Source organism: Myxococcus xanthus, from assembly GCF_013116825.1.
Taxonomy (GTDB): domain Bacteria; phylum Myxococcota; class Myxococcia; order Myxococcales; family Myxococcaceae; genus Myxococcus; species Myxococcus xanthus_B.
In genome coordinates, this window is sequence record NZ_JABFNS010000048.1 from 1 (window position 1) to 18,868 (window position 18,868).

Annotated in this window: 19 protein-coding genes and 2 tRNA genes; 7 read left to right on the forward strand and 14 right to left on the reverse strand. The window is 68.7% G+C overall.

What is annotated here, in order from left to right:
- The coding region (locus HNV26_RS16055) for an energy transducer TonB (protein ID WP_171452827.1) at positions 1–885 on the forward strand (885 nt) is incomplete at its 5' end.
- Positions 886–924: 39 nt separating this feature from the next.
- Here the strand turns inward: HNV26_RS16055 and HNV26_RS16060 are convergent.
- Genes HNV26_RS16060 through HNV26_RS16075 form a run of 4 tightly spaced genes read right to left on the reverse strand, consistent with a single transcriptional unit; the run spans position 925 to position 4,033 of the window.
- Positions 925–1,644: an HAD family hydrolase gene (locus HNV26_RS16060; RefSeq protein WP_171442271.1), complete on the reverse strand. Its 720-nt coding sequence runs from the start codon at positions 1,642–1,644 to the stop codon at positions 925–927.
- Positions 1,645–1,653: 9 nt separating this feature from the next.
- Positions 1,654–2,637: a myxosortase-dependent metalloprotease, MXAN_2677/MXAN_2678 family gene (locus HNV26_RS16065; RefSeq protein WP_171442272.1), complete on the reverse strand. Its 984-nt coding sequence runs from the start codon at positions 2,635–2,637 to the stop codon at positions 1,654–1,656.
- The gene (locus tag HNV26_RS16070) at positions 2,595–3,482 is read right to left on the reverse strand and encodes a myxosortase-dependent metalloprotease, MXAN_2677/MXAN_2678 family (RefSeq protein WP_171442273.1); all 888 of its coding nucleotides are present in this window, start codon (positions 3,480–3,482) and stop codon (positions 2,595–2,597) included. The genes HNV26_RS16065 and HNV26_RS16070 overlap by 43 nt, the downstream gene beginning before the upstream one ends.
- A complete protein-coding gene (locus HNV26_RS16075; protein WP_171442274.1) occupies positions 3,479–4,033 on the reverse strand; it encodes a hypothetical protein in 555 nt (184 codons plus the stop codon). Before HNV26_RS16075 ends, HNV26_RS16070 begins: the two co-directional genes overlap by 4 nt.
- Positions 4,034–4,120: 87 nt before the next feature.
- Here HNV26_RS16075 and gltX point away from each other — a divergent pair, with 87 nt between their 5' ends.
- The 4 genes from gltX to HNV26_RS16095 all read left to right on the forward strand — a co-directional run bounded on the left by gltX (position 4,121) and on the right by HNV26_RS16095 (position 6,367).
- Positions 4,121–5,560 (forward strand): glutamate--tRNA ligase, encoded by a 1,440-nt coding sequence (gltX, locus tag HNV26_RS16080; RefSeq protein WP_171442275.1) that lies wholly within the window; start codon positions 4,121–4,123, stop codon positions 5,558–5,560.
- A gap of 58 nt (positions 5,561–5,618) precedes the next feature.
- On the forward strand, positions 5,619–6,026 hold the full coding sequence (locus tag HNV26_RS16085) for a hypothetical protein (protein ID WP_011552742.1): 408 nt from the start codon (positions 5,619–5,621) through the stop codon (positions 6,024–6,026).
- Positions 6,027–6,095: 69 nt separating this feature from the next.
- Positions 6,096–6,166: transfer RNA gene (locus tag HNV26_RS16090), tRNA-Gln, on the forward strand.
- Positions 6,167–6,295: 129 nt separating this feature from the next.
- Positions 6,296–6,367 (forward strand) — tRNA-Glu (locus HNV26_RS16095).
- Positions 6,368–6,512: 145 nt separating this feature from the next.
- On the opposite strand, the gene HNV26_RS16100 is transcribed toward HNV26_RS16095, so the two are convergent.
- A complete protein-coding gene (locus tag HNV26_RS16100; protein WP_216612380.1) occupies positions 6,513–7,484 on the reverse strand; it encodes a response regulator in 972 nt (323 codons plus the stop codon).
- Positions 7,485–7,553: 69 nt separating this feature from the next.
- Here HNV26_RS16100 and HNV26_RS16105 point away from each other — a divergent pair, with 69 nt between their 5' ends.
- Positions 7,554–8,138, forward strand: a complete 585-nt coding sequence (locus HNV26_RS16105) for a hypothetical protein (protein WP_171442277.1) — start codon at positions 7,554–7,556, stop codon at positions 8,136–8,138.
- On the opposite strand, the gene HNV26_RS16110 is transcribed toward HNV26_RS16105, so the two are convergent.
- On the reverse strand, positions 8,110–9,267 hold the full coding sequence (locus HNV26_RS16110; RefSeq protein WP_171452828.1) for a sensor histidine kinase: 1,158 nt from the start codon (positions 9,265–9,267) through the stop codon (positions 8,110–8,112). The two genes, HNV26_RS16105 and HNV26_RS16110, sit on opposite strands and share 29 nt — an antisense overlap.
- 166 nt (positions 9,268–9,433) lie before the next feature.
- Positions 9,434–9,730, reverse strand: a complete 297-nt coding sequence (locus HNV26_RS16115) for a DUF2795 domain-containing protein (protein WP_253816655.1) — start codon at positions 9,728–9,730, stop codon at positions 9,434–9,436.
- Positions 9,731–9,901: 171 nt separating this feature from the next.
- Between HNV26_RS16115 and HNV26_RS16120 the strand changes: the two genes are divergently transcribed.
- On the forward strand, positions 9,902–10,150 hold the full coding sequence (locus HNV26_RS16120; protein ID WP_090489079.1) for a hypothetical protein: 249 nt from the start codon (positions 9,902–9,904) through the stop codon (positions 10,148–10,150).
- 74 nt (positions 10,151–10,224) lie between these two features.
- Here the strand turns inward: HNV26_RS16120 and HNV26_RS16125 are convergent, their stop codons facing one another.
- From HNV26_RS16125 to HNV26_RS16155, 7 genes are all read right to left on the reverse strand, one after another.
- The gene (locus HNV26_RS16125) at positions 10,225–11,808 is read right to left on the reverse strand and encodes a pyruvate dehydrogenase complex dihydrolipoamide acetyltransferase (RefSeq protein ID WP_171442278.1); all 1,584 of its coding nucleotides are present in this window, start codon (positions 11,806–11,808) and stop codon (positions 10,225–10,227) included.
- Positions 11,809–11,814: 6 nt separating this feature from the next.
- Positions 11,815–12,801 (reverse strand): pyruvate dehydrogenase complex E1 component subunit beta, encoded by a 987-nt coding sequence (locus tag HNV26_RS16130; protein WP_171442279.1) that lies wholly within the window; start codon positions 12,799–12,801, stop codon positions 11,815–11,817.
- A 53-nt stretch (positions 12,802–12,854) separates the two neighbouring features.
- Complete coding sequence (gene pdhA, locus HNV26_RS16135; protein ID WP_171442280.1) at positions 12,855–13,976, reverse strand: pyruvate dehydrogenase (acetyl-transferring) E1 component subunit alpha; 1,122 nt, start codon at positions 13,974–13,976, stop codon at positions 12,855–12,857.
- Positions 13,977–14,112: 136 nt separating this feature from the next.
- Positions 14,113–14,859: an HAD family hydrolase gene (locus tag HNV26_RS16140; RefSeq protein ID WP_171442281.1), complete on the reverse strand. Its 747-nt coding sequence runs from the start codon at positions 14,857–14,859 to the stop codon at positions 14,113–14,115.
- 99 nt (positions 14,860–14,958) lie between these two features.
- Complete coding sequence (locus HNV26_RS16145; RefSeq protein WP_171442282.1) at positions 14,959–16,524, reverse strand: hypothetical protein; 1,566 nt, start codon at positions 16,522–16,524, stop codon at positions 14,959–14,961.
- Between the two features lie 74 nt (positions 16,525–16,598).
- Positions 16,599–18,062, reverse strand: coding sequence for an MFS transporter (locus HNV26_RS16150; protein WP_171442283.1), 1,464 nt, complete (start codon positions 18,060–18,062; stop codon positions 16,599–16,601).
- Positions 18,063–18,141: 79 nt separating this feature from the next.
- Positions 18,142–18,822: an NUDIX hydrolase gene (locus HNV26_RS16155; RefSeq protein ID WP_171442284.1), complete on the reverse strand. Its 681-nt coding sequence runs from the start codon at positions 18,820–18,822 to the stop codon at positions 18,142–18,144.
- Positions 18,823–18,868: the final 46 nt, after the last annotated feature.

Below are 18,868 nucleotides of genomic sequence, written 5' to 3' on the forward strand. Positions count from 1 at the left end.
GCACCACCGGCCCCCGCGCCCCAGACGGAGGCCCCCGCGCCTGTCGCCGCCGCCCCCGCCGCGGAGCCGGCCGCCGAACCCGCTGCCGCCGCGAATGCGGGCAAGGTCCGCTTCAAGCTGATGAGCCAGCCCTCCGGCGCCCGCGTCTTCTACCGGGGCAAGGAGCGAGGCGTCACGCCCTTCACCCTGGAGATTCCGTCGGGACAGGATGGCTCCGTCACGGTGGAGCTGACCTTCGCGATGGAGGGCTACCAGATGGAGACCGTCGTCACGGGCGGTACCGGCGAGGTGGTGCTGTCGCAGAAGCTGCAGAAGCGCCGGGGCGGCGCGGGCGGCAGCCGGCACGTCGAGGTGGCCTCCGTGAGCGCGGATGAGACGGCGGAGGAAGTCGAGCCGGTGGCCACGCCGGGCGGCATGTCCGCGCCGGTGATGCTCGCCCCCACGGCCTCGCCCGCCACGGAGCTCCCTGTCGCGGCGGCCGTCGGTGGCGCCACGGCCGCGGCAGCCGACGCGGCTCCGGCCAAGGGCTCGGCGACCGGGCTCGCGCTGCCGGTCCTCCCCACCGCGGCGGTGGCCTCCGCGCGTGGCGACGTGCTCCCCTACAACGAGGACATGCCTCGCCCGGAGATGGTCGACCAGGGCAAGGACATCATCTACACGCGCGAAGCGATGGCCGCGAAGTCGAGCGGCGTGATGATTGTCCGCTGCACCATCACCCAGCAGGGCCGCGTGGAGAAGTGCCGGACCATCAAGTCCGTGGCCCACATGGAGCGCGCGGTGCTCGATGCCCTCACGTCCCGGACCTACAAGCCCATTGTCTACAAGGGCTACCCGGTGAACGTGGACTACACCTTCAGCATGCGCCTGGTGGCACCGCGCCGCTGAGGATGCATCCCTGACCGCCCCCGCCGGCCCCAGCGCGCATCAGGGTCCGGTGGAGGGCACCACGGGAGGCGCGGGAGGAACGGACGGCACATCGCCGCCGGGCGGCACGCCCCAGTCCACCACCGGCCAGCCCCGCTTCCGGGCGTGGCGCCGCAGCCGGTGGTCCGGGTGGACGGCCACCGGCCGCCCCACCACCTCCATCACCGACAGGTCCGAATACGAATCGGTGTAGAAGGCGCATGCCGACAGTGCCACGCCCGCCTCGCGCACATAGGCCTCGGCACAGACGCGCTTGCCCTCTCCGAAGCAGATGGTGCCCAGGGCGCGTCCGGTGTGGAGGCCCGCGCCATCGACCTCGAAGCGGTTGCACAGCACCGCGTCCAGTCCCAGCTCCCGCGCCACCAGCTCCGACAGATAGCCCGTGGACGACGTCAGCAGGACGAGCCGCTCACCGGCGCGCCGGTGAGCGTCCAGCACGGCCCAGGCCCCGGGCCGATAGAGCGGCCGCACCTGCTCCTCGTAGAACACGGCGGTGCGCTCCTGGAGCGGCTTCGCGGGCGTACCGGCGAGCTGGGAAATCGCGCGCGCGACGGCGTCCTGCATGGACACGAAGCCCAGGTGGTAGCGCGCAATCCAGAGGCTGGCGCGCAGCGCCTGGAAGCGGGAGATGTGCCCCAGCTCGAGCTCGCGGCGAATCCACAGCGAGCCCGAGTTGGCGGCGATGAGCGTCTTGTCCAGGTCAAAGAATGCGACAGCCACGCCAGAACCTTAACCCCGCCGGTGGGGCGCCGCAGCGCGGACCGCACGCCGCCGCACACGCGTCAGGACGAGCGCGGCCAGCCCCAGCGCCACCGGTCCCGGCGCCGCAGCGCAGCCGCTGCCCCGGCCGTCCGCCTTCAACGCAAACCCCGCCCCCTCCCGCACGAAGCACTGGGTGGGCGGCAGGTGACGCGGGTAGATGTCACAGAACCCGGCGGCCGACCCCGGGTCGATGACACGCTTGCGCGTTTCCCCCGGCGGCGCGGTGGCCTCCATGGTGGCGCCCGGGACGAAGACATGGTCCAGCCCCACCACGTGGCCAATCTCGTGCGTCATGGTGTTCTGGATGTCCGTGGCCACGCAGTCCACCGAGTGCTCGCCTTCACACACCGGAGAATCCACCGTGGTGAAGAGGAAGCCGTAGCCCTGTGCCGGCTGGGACGCGTTCAGCTCGATGTCCGAGTCCAACACCCGCCCGTCGCGATAGGAGAACGTGGACGTGGTGAGGCCGATGGTCCCAGGCGGGTGCTCCCAGCACTGGTAGACGTTGCCGCACGTCTCTTCGGTCCAGCACGCATCATCCGCCGGGGCCACCTCGTGGCACGACGTCTCCCGGAACGTGATGATGTTGTAGTTCTCCCGAGGACGCGTCTCGTCGTAGCCCACGGCGATGGGCGCTCGCCGGTCCTCGCCCCGGGTGAACCGGTAGTCGCTGCACCCGTCGGAGACGTCCCGCCACGAGTCGAAGGACGCCTCGATGGCCGCCACCTCGGAGTCTCCAGGCGTGCGCGCGCTGCCCGCCGCATCCAGGTGGTAGACATACTCACGCACCGGCCACACCAGGCACAGCGGGTGCCTGGGCACCACGGTGCGACGGTAGGACGGCTCCTCCTCCATCTGCGCCTGAGCGGAGGTGGCCAGGCACGCGGCCGCGAGCGCCAGCGCCTTCCTCACTGGACCGCCTCCTCGCGACGGCGGCGGCGCGCCAGCCACAGCGACCAGACGGCCACCAGCGACAGCGCCCCACCCGGCCCCGCCGCGGCGCAGCCGCCAGCCTTGGGCCCCAGTTCGATGGACGTCACCGGGTGGAGGCACGACTGGCTGGCCTGCCCCTGGGGGTAGGCGTCACAGACGAAGCCGCGCGAGCCCGAGTCCACCACGCGCTTGGACACCTCTCCCGGCGGCGCGCTGGGGTTCATGGTGGAGCCGGTGGCACGCGTGTGGTCCAGACCGATGAGGTGGCCGACCTCGTGCGTGGCGGTGTTCTGCACGTCGGTGGCCACGCAGTGGGTCGTCACCGGCGGGACGCACATGCCGCCGTTCGCCGTCGTGAAGGAGAAGCGCGCCGCGTTGAAGGAGATGTCCGAGTCGTAGATGATGCCCGAGCGCTCGTCGTACGTGGTGAGGGTGATGGCGATGGTGTTGTCGTCGTCATCCCAGCAGTCATGCGTGTTGGCACACGTGTCGTCTGCCCAGCACGCATCGCTCGCGGGCACCACGGCGTTGCAGTCCCGGGTCCGGAACAGCACCAGGTTGGTATTGGCTCCCTGGCGCCGGTAGCCCACCTGGCGTTCGTCCACGCGCGGGCCTTCCACCAACGTGAGGTTGCCGCACTCGGCGAAGATGTCCTGCCAGCTCTGGAAGGAGGCGCGAATCGCGTCGAACTCGGAGTCACCCGCCGTGTCCGGGTTGCCGTAGGTGCTCTGGTTCCAGACGACGCGATTGGACGTCCAGTAGAGGCACTGCGTGCCCGTGTCACCCACATCGACACGGCTGCGGACGTAGGGGTCCACCTGGCCCAGGGCCAGGGCCAACATCAGGGGCGTGAGCGGCATCACGGCCTCTGCTCCCCAAGGGCTTCACGGATGGCGGCCTTCAGCTCCGCCAGCGTCATGGGCTGGAGCGCGGACGCGGCCGGCTTTCGGGTGACAGGGTCCAACAGCTGCGACTCGGTGGGCTCCGGGACGGCCAGCGCCGCCTTTCCCTCACGCTTCACCTGGAACTTCCCCTGCGCCATGTCGGAGACGCGGAACGCACGGGGGCCGCGCTTCTGCAGGAAGACCACCACCTCCTCGCCCGGCGTGAAGGACGCCAGGCCGTGCACCACCTGGCCAATGTCCCCCATGCGCCCCCCGGGCTGGGTGACGAGCACCGTGCTCCCAGGCTGGCCCTTGAGCGACTCCGTCACCTGGATTTCAACGTCGGTGAGGATGCGCATCTTGTCGCCGCTCCAGCGGCTCTCCACGCGCCGGACGACACCGTGGACCACGGTGTCCGCGCCTACCGCGAGCCCGGACAGGTCCACGCGGAGCTGGGTGGTGGCGGTCGCGGGCACGCCCACCAGGAGGACAGCCAGGAGCAACGTGCGAACTACCTGACGAATCGACATACGAGTTCTCCCTGGCCATCCAACTTACTCCAGGAATGCCCCTCCGCGTTGACCCTCCATCCTCGCCCTGCTAATCCGCGCGCCCGTATGCCTCCTGCCCTTCGCGTCCGCTTCGCTCCCTCGCCTACCGGCTACCTTCACATTGGCGGTGCCCGTACGGCGCTGATGAACTTTCTCCAGGCGCGGCGCCATGGCGGCACCTTCGTCCTTCGCATGGAGGACACGGACCAGGGCCGCTCCACCCCGGAGTCGGTGCAGGCCATCCTGGACGGGCTGAACTGGCTGGGCATCGACTGGGACGAGGGCCCCGGGAAGGAAGGCCCCTACGCCCCCTACTTCCAGATGCAGCGGCTGGACACCTACCGCAAGCACGCCGACCAGCTCATCGCCGAGGGCAAGGCCTACCGGTGCTACTGCACGAAGGAGGACCTCGACGCGCAGCGGCAGGTGGCGGAGAAGGCGGGCGGCGCGTTCAAGTACCCGGGCACCTGCCGTGAGCGGACCGAGCCCCCCGCCGGCCGCAACGCCGCGGACGCCGTCATCCGCTTCAAGATGCCCGCGGGTGACGGCTCCGTGTCCTTCACCGACAAGGCGCTGGGCACCATCACCAAGACGCACAGCGACCTGGATGACTGGGTCATGATGCGGGCGGACGGCATCCCCGTGTACAACTTCGGGTGTGTCATTGATGACCACCTGATGGACATCACCCTGGTCGCGCGCGGCCAGGAGCACGTCAACTCCACCTTCCCGCAGCTCATGCTGTACCAGGCGCTGGGCTGGACGCCTCCCGACTTCGCCCACCTGCCGCTCATCCTGGGCCCGGACCGAGAGAAGCTGTCCAAGCGCAAGCACCCGGAAGCGGACGTGATGGTGCACAAGCGCAACGGCGTCATGCCGGAGGCGCTGCTCAACTTCGTCATCCGCCTGGGCTGGAGCCACGGCAACGACGAGGTCATCAGCCGCGAGCAGATGCTCGAGTGGTTCGACTTCAGCGACGTGGGCACCACCTCCGGCGTGTGGAACCCGGAGAAGCTGCTGTGGCTCAACCAGCAGTGGATGAAGCAACTGCCGGTGGAGACCGTGGTGGAGCGGCTGCTCCCCTTCCTGGAGGCGAAGGGCATCCAGGCGAAGGGCGACCCGCGGCTGGAGACGCTGGTGCGCACGCTGCGCGAGCGCTCCAACACCTTGGAAGACATCGCCACCACCGCGGCCAACGTCTACTTCCGCTCCGGCATCACCCTGGACGAGAAGGCCGCCACCAAGCACCTCTCCGGAGAGTCCCTCAACCTGCTGCGCAAGGTGCGCGAGACGCTCGCCGCTTTGCCGGAGTGGTCGGTGGAGGCGCTGGACGGCGTGGTGAAGCAGGTGAGCGAGGCCTCCAGCGTCGGCATGGGCAAGGTGGCGCAGCCCATCCGCGTGGCACTCACCGGCAACACCACCAGCCCGGGCATCGGTGAGACGCTGGTGCTGGTAGGCCGCGACGAATCCCTGCTGCGCATCGACGCGGCGCTGACGCGCGGTTGAGCCCCCAGGCGCAGGTAGCGGTGGACGTCGGCAGCGCAGGCCCCTATCTTTCGGACCCATGATGCGTGCCCTTGACAGCCTGAAACGCGGTTTCTATAAGGCGCGCCCGCTCGGAGCGGCGCTGGTGGCGCTCTGGGCGGTTTCAGCGGGCGCCGAAGTCATCAATGGCGCGCAGCTGCCGGATGGGTCCAAGCGGGTCGGTGAGAATCGCTACCGGTCGCCCAGGGATTTCGATGGCACGCTGGAGTATTACCGCGCGGTCTACTCGACGAGCGGTTACCCTCGCCGGCAGATCGTGAACCAGCCGGGCGTCAAGGCGGTTCACATCAGCAACCCCTCGGGGAAGAACTTCGCGGGGCTGAATATTTACGAGGCGAACGACGAAGTTCGCATCTACATCGTCCCGACCCAGCAGGCAGCCAAGCCCGCCAAGAAGCCGGAGACGACGAAGAGCAGGAAGAAGTAAACGCCGCACCGAAGTTGTTGCAGTCCCGAAGTGGTGTTGGTAGAGAAGCGCCGCGGTCGAGCAGGTCCTTGGGGAATCGTCTAACGGCAGGACAGCAGACTCTGACTCTGCTTATCTAGGTTCGAATCCTAGTTCCCCAGCTCGTAGTCTCGCAGTTGCAGTGCTCGTTGGTCCGAAGCAACCTGAGCAGGACGAAACAAAAGGGTTGACGAGGGCAGACGAAAAAAGGTAGAAATCGCGGGCAGTTAGCAGCGGTTGAAACAAGTATCGGCCCTGTCGTCTAGCGGTTAGGACGGAGCCCTCTCACGGCTCAAACTCGGGTTCGAATCCCGGCAGGGTCACACTGAGACGCCCACCTTCTGAAAAGAAGGTGGGCGTTTCGCTTTGCGGGCTAGAGCCTGGTGGCGCGAGACGACCCTCCGTGGGGCCCGGCGCCTCTTTCAAGGCGCGGCCCCGCGCGTTCCTACTCACGGTTCAACGGGGACTTCAGGGCAACGGCGCGGCGATGCTCTGCCGGAAGGCGGCGAGCGCCGCGGCGAGCCGATCTTGCGCCCGCTGTACGCCCCGGCGCAGCAGCAACATGCGCACCTTCTCCGGCAGCGCGACGGCGCCCTGGCTGGTGCCGAAGCCCACCAGGTCCATTCGCAGCGTAATCGCCTCCAACAAATCCCCCAGGTCTGCCTGGGGACTGGCGAGCAGCAGCACGTCGGGCTGTCTGTGCTGAAGGCGCTCGGCCAGCGTGCGCCACTGGGGGTCGCCCGTCTCCACGATGACGACGTCCACGCGCTCCAGTTCGGGGGCATAGGGCGGCAACTCCACCGTCTCGAAGCCAGCGTCCTGAAGAACGGTGACGGTGTTCGCGCTGCCCACGACGGCCACGCGGCCATTGAGGCCCAGGCGCACCGCTTCCTCGTAGGCTCGTAGCTCAGCCTCCAGGGCCTCGTAGGCGAGCTCCGGCGCGTCCTGTCCGGAGGCCAGGAGGGCCGCGGCCTCGCGAGCCACCTCCCGGGCCTGCTCACGCACGAGCAGGCCCGCCGTCCGGCGCTCCAGGGCGGCGCGCACCTTGGCGCGCAACACCCGCAAGTCGTCAAAAGGCTTGAGGATGTAGTCACTGGCGCCCGCGGCGAAGGCGGCGACGACGCTTTCGGAGCTGGCGTAGCCGGTAATCATCACCGCTTCCAGGGACGGCTGGAGACGGCGCGCCTCGGCGATGAGCTCCACGCCGCCCCTGCCGGGCAAATTCTTGTCCGTCACCAGGACGTCGAAGCGCTGCTCGGCCAGCAACGGGAGGGCTTCCTCCGCGCTCGCGGCCAGCGTCACCACCAGGTCGGCATCTCGCTCCAGAAGGCGGGCACAGATGTCCAGCACGACGGGCTCGTCATCCACCACCAGCACCGTCGAGGCGAGCGTCCCCCCTTCCCCTCCTTCACCCTCACCGGTTTCGAACGGGAACTCCATGGCCGCGGAGATTCGCACAGCTCACTTCCAACTACGAAGCCCGCATTTGAGGCCCGCTATGCTCAAGGTGTGACGAGCTTTCAAGACGCATTGCAGGACAACCGGGTACCCGGGCGGCTGGGCGACGTGCGGCTGCGTTATGACGGCGGCCGGCTGGTGGGCGAATCCCTACCGCCACCCTGGGAGCGGCGCGCCCTGCCTGGATTGCTCGTCGGCGTAGGACTGGGGTGCGCGGTGGGCGCCGCCGTCCTGGTGGGAGTCCGGGAAGGAACGACGGCGGCCTTCGGCCTGGGCCTGCTCGCGGCGGCCCTGGTGGGGCTGTCCCTCAAGATGGAGTCCCGGCTGGGCCGCCGGCGCTTCGTCCTGCACTTCCGCACCGAGTCCTTGCGGTTGGAGCAACTGGCCTGGTCACCGGGCGCGACCCGCGCGGCGGTGGTGCCCTTCGACGCGGTGCGGGCCGTCCACATGGTGGAGCGCCCCGGTCCCCGTTACGCGCTGGTGGTGGAGTACGCGCCAGAGAATGCGGAGGGCCCGCTGCGCCGCGCGGTGCTGGTGGAGGCCATCCGCGCCTCGGAGACGCAGGCGCTGCACCGCGTGTGGCGCATGCTCAGCAACGCGTTTGGACTCAGGGGAGCGGGGCTCGCCGGAGGGTGATTTCGATTTCGGTGCCCTCCCCTGGCGTGGAGGACAACCGGAGGCTGCCGCCGAACTGCGTGACGAGCTCCCGGCAGATGGACAGACCCAGTCCGGTTCCCACGCCCACGGGCTTGGTGGTGAACATGGGTTGGAAGACGCGCTCCTGCAGCTCCATGGAAATGCCGCAGCCGTTGTCCGCCACCGTGAGCACCACGTCGTCGGGAGTCGTTGTCCACCGGACTTCGATGCGCCCGGGACGTCCCGTGGTCCCCATGGCCTGCGCCGCGTTGACGATGAGGTTGAGCAGCACCTGGCACAGCTTCACCGGGCCGAAGGTGACGCGCACGGGCTCGCCGTTGCTCGTCAGCCGCGCCCGCTCCCGCACCTCGGCGCGCGCCAGCTTCACCGCGAAGGACACCACTTCCGCGACGTCCGCCGTGGCCTCCAGGTCCTCACCGCGGGCCTGGGCTCGCAGCCCCAGCGCCACCTGCCGCAGGTGCTCGGCGCCGTCCGCCAGGTCCTTGATGAGGGCGGGCAGGTCCTCCACCGTCTCCGCCACGGCGGAGTCCGGGTCCGTCTGCAGGTGCCGCGACACGTACTGGATGACGCTGCCCAGGTCTCGCTGCAGCGACGCCACGTTCTGCGACAGGTAGCCCACCGGCCCCATCAGCTCGTGCGCGATGCCCGCCGTCACCTGCCCCAGGGTGGCCAGGCGCTCGGACTTCATCATGCGCCCTTCCACCTCGCGGATGCGCAGCTCCAGTCGGGCAATCTTGAGCGCGTCATCGAGTGCGGCCTGGAGCTCCGTCCGGTCCCACGGCTTGACGAAGTAGCGCGTCACCTGGCCGCGGTTGACGGCGTCGATGACGGCCTGCATGTCAGCGTAGGCCGTGACGAGCATGCGCTTGGCGTCCGGAGCAATCGTGCGCGCCCGCTCCAGCAGTTCCACGCCCGTCATGCCCGGCATCCGCTGGTCGGAGAGGATGACGCCAATCTCGCCTCGGCGCTGCTCCAGGAGCGCCAACGCCTCGCTGGGCGAGGAGCTGCGGAAGATGCGGAAGCGCTGCCCGAAGTTCGCGTCGAAGACCCGGAGGTTCAGCGCGTCATCGTCGACGTAGAGGACCGCGGGGAGTTCAGACGGGTTCATGACGCTCCTCCTGGCCAGCGTCCCATGAAGGGGGCCAGGCTGGTAAGGCCTAGGATAGCGCCTCACCCCCTTCGCGATCTGCTGGGTACCGCGCGCACCACCAGGATAGGGCAAACGCCTGACGCGCCGCGCCTTCCGGAGAGCCCCTCTCCGTCCAGGGGTCGTGTCAGCGCGTAGAAGCCGACTGTTGCGGAACCGTGGCCTCCAGGTCGCCTTCCAGCGCCCGGGCCACCGCGTCCACGGAGCCGAAGCTGGCCCGGGGAAGCGAACCCAGGAGCGAGAGCACCAGGGCCGGGGCCTCGTTCTCACGGGCTACCCAGGTCAACTGCCGCGCGGACAGCGGAAAGACGGCGCCGTCGAGCGCCTTGTGCAGCGATTCCGCCAGCGGCAGCGGCGGGCCTCCGCGCGACTCCAACTCCGACACACCCTGGGCAAGCCGTTCGCGTGTCATGTCGTCGTTCATTGAACGCAAGTTAAGCAGCGAACGCCCACGGCCGCCGACGTTTTTTCGCGCTCGAGGAGCAGGCAGGGGGACGGGCCGTGCAACCCGCTCGTGGGTGGTCAGCACGCGGTACACGTCCCACCGTTACCGCCACGAAGTGTGCCGCACGGCACCTGCTTGGGAGGACACAGCATGGCGGACAACAAGGGTAAATCCGAGGAGACGAAGCACAACGCAGCCGGAGACAACGGCTATGCGGAGCGCATCGAGCATGTGGAGGGCACGCACCCAGAGCCCTGGCCCGGCATCCGCGGTCGCTCGGATGATGAGGAGAACGAGCTGCCGACCGGGACGTCACGCGAGCGCCAGGCAAGCGTGACGCAGACGCAGCGCAAGCTGGAGCAGGAGGCGCACGGCCGCAAGGAGCCGACGCGCAAGTAACAAGGGACCATCCGGGCCCTGCCCCGCCCTCGCGCGCCCCAGGACGGGCGCGCGGAGCGGGGCAACCGGACGGCCTAGAACAGCAGCCGCGTGGGGTGCTCGAGCAGCCCGCGCAGCTCGCGCAGGAACTCGGCGCCAATGGCACCGTCGATGACGCGGTGATCGCACGACAGCGTCGCCGTCATCATCTTCCGGACCGTCAGCTGACCATCGCGCACCACCGCCTTCTCGGAGACGGCACCCACCGCGAGGATGGAGGCCTGCGGCGGGTTGATGACGGCGACGAACTGGTCGATGCCGAACATGCCCAGGTTGCTGACGGTGATGGAGCCGCCGGTGTACTCCTCCGGCTTGAGGGCGCGCTTGCGAGCGCGCTCCGCCAGCTCACGCACGCCCGACGCGATGGCCTGCAGGCCCTTCTGGTCCGCATCCCGGAGGATGGGCGTGATGAGGCCTTCCTCCAGCGCCACCGCGATGCCCACGTCCACACTGTGGAACTGGACGACCTTGTCGCCCTGCAGCGAGACGTTGATCTTCGGGTAGCGGCGCACCGCCATGGCCACGGCCTTCACGATGAGGTCGTTGACGGAGACCTTGAGGTCCATCGCCTTCGCCTCTTCGCGCACCTTCGACGCCGCCTCCATGTCCACCTCGATGGTGAGGTAGAAGTGAGGCACGCCGGGCTTCACCTCCGTCATCCGCTGCGCGATGACCTTGCGCATGGACGTGAGGGGGAGCACGGTCGGCTCGGGACGCACGCCCGGAGCGGGCTGCGCGGCCGGGGCCTTCTTCGCGGCAGGAGCCACCGCCGGTCCACGGGCGAGCGCCTCCTCGATGTCGCGCTTCACCACGCGGCCAGACGGACCGGAGCCACTCACCTGGGTGAGGTCCAGCCCCTTCTCGCGCGCGATTCGCTTCGCCACGGGGCTGGCGCGGAGCCGCCGGCCCCCCACCTGGGCCGGAGCCGCCGCAGGCTTCGCCGCCGCCGGCTTCTCGGGAGCCGGGGCAGGTGCCTTGGGCTGCGCCGCCGGAGCAGCCGGGGCCGCCTTGGCACCCTTCGCGGTGAGGTACGCGATGGGCGCCCCCACCTTGGCCATCTGGTTCTCCCCGACGACGATCTCCGCCAGGGTGCCGTTGTCGTAGGCCTCGATTTCGAGGTTGGACTTGTCCGTCTCCACCTCGGCCACGGCCTCGCCGGAGGACACCTTGTCCCCCTGCTTCTTGAGCCACTTGACGATCTTCCCCTCCGTCATCGTCGGGGACAGGCTCGGCATCTGGATGGCGATGCGGTTGTCACCGCCGCCCGACGACGCGGGCTTCGCGGCGGCCTGCGGCGCGGGGGCCACGGGCGCCGGCTGGGGCTTCTGCGCAGGAGGCGCGGCGACGGGCGCGGCCTGCTTGCCGGCGCCCACCTTCTCACCCTTCGCACCGATATAGGCGATGGGCGCGCCCACCTTGGCCATCTCGCCCTCGCCGACGAGCACCTGCAGCAGGTACCCGTCGTCGTAGGCCTCGATTTCGAGGTTGGACTTGTCCGTCTCCACCTCGGCCACGGCATCGCCGGAGGACACCTTGTCCCCTTGCTTCTTGAGCCACTTGACGATCTTCCCCTCCGTCATCGTCGGGGACAGGCTCGGCATCTGGATGGGAATGGCCATACGCGTTCAAGCTCCCTCGCGGTACAGCACCTTCTTCACCGCGGCGATGATCTTCGGTGCGTCCGGCTGGGTCGCGTTCTCCAGGTTCGCTGCATAGGACATGTTGACGTCCAGGCCCGTGACGCGCTCCACCGGCGCGTCCAGGTCGTCGAACGCCTTCGACTGGATGATGTCCACCACGGACGCGCCCACGCCGGCGAGCGCCCAGCCCTCCTCCACGATGACGGCGCGGTTCGTCTTGCGCACGCTCGCCAGGATGGCCTCCTCATCCAGGGGCCGCAGCGTGCGCAGGTCCAGGACCTCCGCGCTGATGCCCTCCTTCGCCAACTCCTCGGCCGCCTGCATACAGAAGTAGTACATGCGGCTCCAGGTGATGATGGTGACGTCGGAGCCCTCGCGCTTCACGTCCGCCTTGCCGAGCGGCACGACGTGCTCGCCTTCCGGCACCTCACCCTTGATGGCGTAGAGCCGCTCGCCCTCGAACATGATCACCGGGTTCTCGTCCCGGATGGCGGCCTTGAGCATTCCCTTCGCATCCGCGGGCGTGGCGGGCGCAATCACCTTCAGGCCCGGGAAGTGCGCGTAGTTGGCCTCCAGCGCCTGGCTGTGCTGGCTGGACAACCGGCCGCCAGCGCCGCCCGGACCGCGGAAGACGATGGGGCAGCGCAGCTGGCCACCGGACATGTGCCGCAGCTTGGCCGCGTTGTTGACGATCTGGTCCATCGCGAGAATCGCGAAGTTCCAGGTCATCATCTCCACCACGGGGCGCAAGCCCACCATGGCCGCGCCCACGCTCAGGCCGGTGAAGCCCAGCTCGGCGATGGGCGCGTCGATGATGCGCGCGCTCCCGAACTTGTCCAGCAGTCCCTGCGACACCTTGAAGGCGCCGTTGTAGCGGCCCACTTCCTCGCCAATCAGATAGACGTTGGCGTCGCGTTCCATTTCCTCGGCGAGCGCCTGGTTCAGCGCCTCGCGGTACATCAACTCGGGCATCGTCGGCTCCGACTCGAACTCGAAAAAGGGTTGGTAGACAGGTCAGCGCGCGCCTAGCGGACGAGGCCCGCCTTCTTGTCGGCCGCCTCGGCCTGCTCGCGCGGCTCCAGGTCCCACGTCACCTTCAGCTCCTTGCCACTGGGGTACGTCGGCCAGTTCACCTTCTGCCCCAGCACGCGCTCGCGGGGGCGCACGTCCTCCTCGCCCTCCTCCACGATGGTGTCGCGCCACAGCTCGTCCAGGCTGGGCTCGGGCGACTCGTCGGCGAACTTCACCGCCTGGTCCACCTGCGCATTGACCTCCTCTTCGATGGTCTCGAAGACGTCGTCCTGGGCCAGCCCCTGCTTCTGGATGTAGGCGCGCAGCTTCGGAATCGGGTCGCCCTTGCGCTCATCCTCCACCTCCTGCTTGGTGCGGTAGGTGGCGGGGTCGGCCATGGAGTGGCCGCGGAAGCGGTACGTATTGGCCTCGAGCAGCACGGGGCCCTTGCCGGCGCGGCAGTACTCGGCGGCGTCCTTGACGGCCTCGTACATGGCCAGCACGTCCATGCCGTCCACCGGCTCGCCGCGCATGTCGTAGGCGCTGGCGCGCTTGTAGATCTCCGGCACCGCCGCGACGCGGGAAATGGCCGTGCCCATCCCGTAGCGGTTGTTCTCGCAGATGTAGATGACCGGGAGCTTCCACTTGGACGCCATGTTGAACGTCTCGTGGAGGGCGCCCTGGCTGGCCGCCGCGTCGCCGAAGTAGCAGACGGTGACGCGGTCCTCGTTGCGATAGCGGCTGGCGAAGGCCATGCCCGCCGCCAGGGGAATCTGGCCGCCGACAATGCCGTAGCCGCCGTAGAAGTGATGCTCGATGTCGAAGATGTGCATCGAGCCGCCCTTGCCCTTGCTGTAGCCGGTGTCCCGGCCCATCAGCTCGGCCATGACCATGCCCGCGTCGCTGCCACGGGCCAGCGGCTGGCCGTGGTCACGATACGCACTGAGCATGTAGTCATCCGGTCGCAGGGCCTCCACCGGTCCCACCGCCACGGCCTCCTGGCCGATGTAGAGGTGGCAGAAACCGGCAATCTTCCCCAGCGTGTACTGCTGACCCGCGCGCTCCTCGAAGCGACGGATGAGGTACATCTTCCGGTACATGTCCAACAGCAGTTCTTTCGAGTACGGGCTGGCCACTGCGGAATGCCTCCATGCTGGCCGCCCACGGAACTCCCGGGGCGGCAAACGCCGAGCGACTCAATAGCCGCGCGGCAGTGGGACTTCAAAGCCTTTCAAGCCCCGTCCACGCCAGGTCTATTTCAGGCGCGGTGCGTCAGGAACCCAGCGCGAAGTGCGGGACGGAAATGACGCCATCCAGCAACTCCACCGGTCGGCCCGAATGGTCCGTGGCCAGGTGAATGACGGTGGCCTCTGGAAACTTCCGCCGGTAGTCGTTCGCGTGCGTGGGCTCATTGTCAAACGCAGCCACCACGCTCCCCAGGCGGCCCAGTTGCACGTGCGCATCCCGCTTGAAGGCGTCGTCGTCCTCGGCCAGCGTGGGCTTCATCACGAGGAGCACGCGGTCGTCATCCGGCAGCACCAGGCCGTGACGGCGCATGCAGGAGACGGAGCCTTCCCGCATGGCCTCATGGCGGCCCGTGACGTAGACGAGCCTCGCTCCGGTGGCCACCACCTCGTGGGTGAAGCTGGCCGCGCCGTCGATGGCCTCGTCGTCCACGCAGTAGTCGCTGGTGAAGAAGCGCTCGGCCCAGAAGCGGCGGGCTTCGGCGAAGTGGGACTCCACCAGGGCGTCCTCCAGGCCGCAGGCGCGCATGGCCTCCTTCATGTCCCAGCCCGTCACCCAGTGGCGCGGCTCGCAAGCGGCCAGCACGGCCAGCGAGCGGGCGACACCATACTCCCGGAGGATGCGGGCCTGCCGGGGCCGGTTGTCGAACAGGGTGGAGTCCAGGTCGAACGCCAGCACGGCGGAGGAGCCCAGGGAGCGGGCACGCCCCAGGATGGAACGCAGGGTGTCACGCCAGTCGTCGCGGATACGCTTCTTGAAGTCGTCGTAAGCCATGTGCGCCGGGGAGATTACCCCCGCGCGCGCCAGGGCGCCGCCGAAACCTCCACCCGGGGCGTCATGCGCCCCCTCCCTGCCTGGAGCGTCGGGCCCGCCTCAGGCCGCGGACTTCCACCCCGAACGGCTGGGCGGCATTCCGGGGCCGGGGTCCGTGAAGCGTTGCATGCGCTGGATGCCGTTGCGGTCCAGCACCAGCCGCACGAACTGGACGGAGTCCTGGCTGCGGTCCGTCTCCTCCTCCACCACCGTGAAGCGGAACACCATGTCCACCGGGTAGCGCTTGGTGCCGCGGATGTGGCCCACGGACAGGTCCGCCAGGTCCACGTACTCCAACGCCAGCTCCGGCTCATCCATGTCGCGCAGGAAGCGCTCCACGTTGAGGCGGAGGATGTCCGTCACGCCTGTCAGACCGCGCTGCGTGCGCGGCAGGTGCCGCGCATCCAGGACAATCTGCTTCTGGTAGCGGATGACCGTCTCCGACAGCTCGCCCTGCGTCGCGGTGAGGAAGTCATCCCGCTGGCGCAGCGCCGCCACCGTGTCCGGGACCTTCAGCGAAGGCCCGTAGTCCACCCGCTCCTCACACGCGCCAATGACGCGCCCGGTGACGGGGTCCACCAGGTCCGTGGTCCGGTCCGCCAGGTGCATGGCCGCCACCCGGCTGAGCATCCGGCGCAGGCCCTCCTTGATGCGGTCCTTCACCATGTACCCCACCACGAGGATGAGGAAGAAGTTGAGGCTGGCCTGCGCGTAGCGCTCCTGCGCCCAGAAGGCCACCGCGGTGGCGACCGTCATGGCGATGCCCGCGGCCAGCGCGAAGAGCATCTCCTCCCAGCCCTGCCGCTTCTGCCGCCGCTTCGACGACAGGAACAGCACGTTCATGCAGAACTTCTTCAGGAAGCCCAGCCGGAGGATGTACTCCTCGTTGTCCCCCGTGGGACTGAGCACGCTGCGCAGCCGGTGCTCCTTGCGGTACGCCTCCTCCCGCAGCACCGCCTCCATCAGCCCCTTGCGCAGCCCATGCCACGGCTCGCCGCGGGGCAGCGACTTCATGTCCGCCACCGAGCGCCGGAAGCCGCCCTCCACCAGCAGGCTGACGTACTCGTCCACCAGCCGCAGCGACGCCCGCGAGCGCTCCTGCAGGTGCAGCTCCCCCACCGCGCGCAGCCACACGCGGAAGCGCGCCAGCACCTGCGTCACACCGGCCTGCATGGCCAGGACCTCGGACTCCAGCACCGCGCACGCGTCCGTGGTCAGCGCCGCGGGGCCTTCGCACCGCGACTCCACCCCGGTGGCGAAGCGGCGCAGCGCGCCGCGCAGCACGCAGGACAGGAGCTTGGCCTGGTACACGACGTCCTTCTCGGACCCCATCCCCGTGCGCAACCACGCCTCCAGGCGCACCAGCGGCGAGGTGTCCGAGCTGAGCAGCTCGTTCACCGCCATCACCGGCGTCTTGAAGCGCACGTAGTTGTGGATGTCCGCGTAGAAGTCCGCCCGCGGGTACGTCTCCGCGTCGATGTTCAGGCTCCCCGGCAGGAAGAGATACGCCTCCACGAGGTAGCGCGTCTCATCCGCCCCGGAGGGCTGGTACTCGAGCTTGATCTCAAACTGCTTCCGGTCGTGGACCTCGAAGCGGCTCTGCAGGGGTGCGGGTAACTGGGACACACCGGGAGTCTACGCTACATCCCTGTCACGGGGGAGTGACCCCAACGTCACACATCGTTGGGGCCACACGGATATTACCCGCCCGTACCGGTCCGATTCGCTGGCGCCGCCGGGGGCACCGGCAGCGTGGCCGGCACGGGCGTGGACTTCGGCTGCGGCCGGGCGTTCCACACCTGCGTGGCCAGCAGCAGTCCGAGGAAGGACAGCGGCAGCATGGCGTAGGGCCAGTTGCTCCAGTTGGCGGCGGTCTTCGCCACATCCCCCATCGGCAGGATGGAACCCAGCAGGATGGACTGCAACGCGGTGCCCGCGTACACGGCGCCGTCGATGATGCCAACCGCGAGGCCGGCGTTCTTCTTCCCGCCGAAGTCCATGCTGGCCGTGCCGGACAGCATGCCGTGCACGCCGATGACACACAGGGACATGAAGATGACCGTCCAGCCCAGGGCCACGCTCTCCAGGACGAACACGGAGATGACGGCGCCCACCGACATGCCGGCATAGAGCACGGCGGACACGGGGCCGCGGCGCGAGTCGAAGACGCGGTCGCTGATGACGCCGGCGAACATGCCGCCGGTGATGCCCGCCACGCACAGCAGCATGCCCCAGTTGGCGGCGACGAACGTCTCGGCAATTCCCGTCGCCTTCGCGAACTTGGGGTACCACTGCATGATGGCGTTGCGCATGAAGCCGCTGCAGAACTCGATGCAGAGGATGATGATGATGGCGCGGTTGGTCAGCATGCGCTTCAGCACGCCCGCCACCCCCAACGCAGGCCCCGTCTCGCCGGAGGACGCGTCCGCGGTGTCGAAGTCCGGATGGCCCGCGTGGCTGGGCGTGTCGCGGATGACGAAGTAGTCCACCACCAGGAACACAGCGAGGATGGCCGCGGGAACGAAGAACGCCCAGTACGTGGGCGCCGCCTTCACGATGAGCCGGCTCCAGTCGTAGGCGAAGTAGATGCCCAGCGAGATGAGGATGCCGAACACGCCGCCCAGCAGGCCGCGCTCGCGCACGTGGAACCAGGCCGCGTTCACCTTGACGATGGAGACCGCGCCGAAGCTCTGGAAGTACATGTTGACGGCGTAGAGGAACGACAGCGTCGCCACCAGGCCGCCCGGCGGCGCCCAGTTGTGCGTCAGCACCGCGTACACCACGCCGCCCATGGCCACGTTCGCCACCGCCGAACCCGCGGCCGCCATCAGGATGGTCTTCCGGCCCCCCAGCTTGTCCGTCAGCGGGCCATTGAGGAGGAAGGCCACGCCGTAGACGGCGGTGCCCCACGCGAAGATGGTGCCGAAGTCCGCGTTGGAGGTGCGGTCCCCCATGGCGCTGGTGGCCACGTTGAGGTTGTAGCGCCCCATGTAGAGGAACGCGTACGTCATGCCCAACGGGAACCAGTTGAAGAACCGGCGGCGCTTGAATGCCTCCGAGTGTCCCAGCTCCACCTTGGGCAGGCGCGCGAGAACGAGGCCGATGGCCCCCAGGAGGATGAGGATGGGCAGGAACTGGGCCAGCCAGGGGGGCAGCGACGACATGCAGCAACCTCTGCGGTGGATTGCGGAACGCCGCGCACCCTACCCCGGCACGCGGCCGTGCGAAAACAATGCACGCCCTTCAGGGCTGCAGGGCGAGCAGCCGCGTCAACGCGACTTCCGTCTTCGCATCCGGGATGTCACCGCGCCGGCACGCGTCCAACACGTCCTGGATGGGGCGCCAGTGCAGCTGCGTGCCTTCTTCTAGAGGCGAACCATCCCCTTCGGGCTCCTCGGGTGACAGCTCGGTGACGTCCACCGCGGCGGGAAACACCTTTTCGGACAGGATGCCCGGCGCCAGGAAGAAGCCGCCGCCCAACAGCCGGATGTCCTCCGGCCTCACGTTGAACCCGGCCTCCTCATGCACCTCTGCCGCGGCGCGGCGACGGAGGCCTTCCTCGCCCTTGTCCTCCGGCTCCAGCAGTCCCGCGACGATTTCTTCCACGCGCAAGTAGCCAGACGCAGGGTCTGGAACGGTCATCGCGTCCCGGCTGTCCTTCCGGAAATACGCCGCGGGCCGGAGGTTCATCCGCGTCAGGACCTCCAGGCCTGACGCGCCGCGGCGGTAGACGAGCACCGCCACCGCGTCCAACCGGGGCCGGTCCACCACGTCCACCCGGTATACGGGAGAGGAAGAGCCATCCGCGCGCCGGTTGCGGCAGCGCAGCCGCCGAACCCTGAGAAAGCCCTCGTCACACCTCGCAGAAGACGAGAAATCCTCGATGATCTCGATGTCAGTCACACTGGAATGACGCTGCCGCATGTCCGCCTGCTCTCCTGTGGAGTAGGAACGCCGATGGCAGGAACCT

Bases quoted from the DNA above. Each gene is read 5' to 3' on its own strand.
- HNV26_RS16140 (WP_171442281.1), bottom strand. From the start codon at position 14,859: ATGGCTTACGACGACTTCAAGAAGCGTATCCGCGACGACTGGCGTGAC.
- HNV26_RS16130 (WP_171442279.1), bottom strand. From the start codon at position 12,801: ATGCCCGAGTTGATGTACCGCGAGGCGCTGAACCAGGCGCTCGCCGAG.
- HNV26_RS16155 (WP_171442284.1), bottom strand. From the start codon at position 18,822: ATGCGGCAGCGTCATTCCAGTGTGACTGACATCGAGATCATCGAGGAT.
- HNV26_RS16115 (WP_253816655.1), bottom strand. From the start codon at position 9,730: ATGAACGACGACATGACACGCGAACGGCTTGCCCAGGGTGTGTCGGAG.
- HNV26_RS16100 (WP_216612380.1), bottom strand. From the start codon at position 7,484: ATGGAGTTCCCGTTCGAAACCGGTGAGGGTGAAGGAGGGGAAGGGGGG.
- HNV26_RS16085 (WP_011552742.1), top strand. From the start codon at position 5,619: ATGATGCGTGCCCTTGACAGCCTGAAACGCGGTTTCTATAAGGCGCGC.
- HNV26_RS16075 (WP_171442274.1), bottom strand. From the start codon at position 4,033: ATGTCGATTCGTCAGGTAGTTCGCACGTTGCTCCTGGCTGTCCTCCTG.
- HNV26_RS16125 (WP_171442278.1), bottom strand. From the start codon at position 11,808: ATGGCCATTCCCATCCAGATGCCGAGCCTGTCCCCGACGATGACGGAG.
- HNV26_RS16150 (WP_171442283.1), bottom strand. From the start codon at position 18,062: ATGTCGTCGCTGCCCCCCTGGCTGGCCCAGTTCCTGCCCATCCTCATC.
- HNV26_RS16110 (WP_171452828.1), bottom strand. From the start codon at position 9,267: ATGAACCCGTCTGAACTCCCCGCGGTCCTCTACGTCGACGATGACGCG.
- gltX (WP_171442275.1), top strand. From the start codon at position 4,121: ATGCCTCCTGCCCTTCGCGTCCGCTTCGCTCCCTCGCCTACCGGCTAC.
- HNV26_RS16120 (WP_090489079.1), top strand. From the start codon at position 9,902: ATGGCGGACAACAAGGGTAAATCCGAGGAGACGAAGCACAACGCAGCC.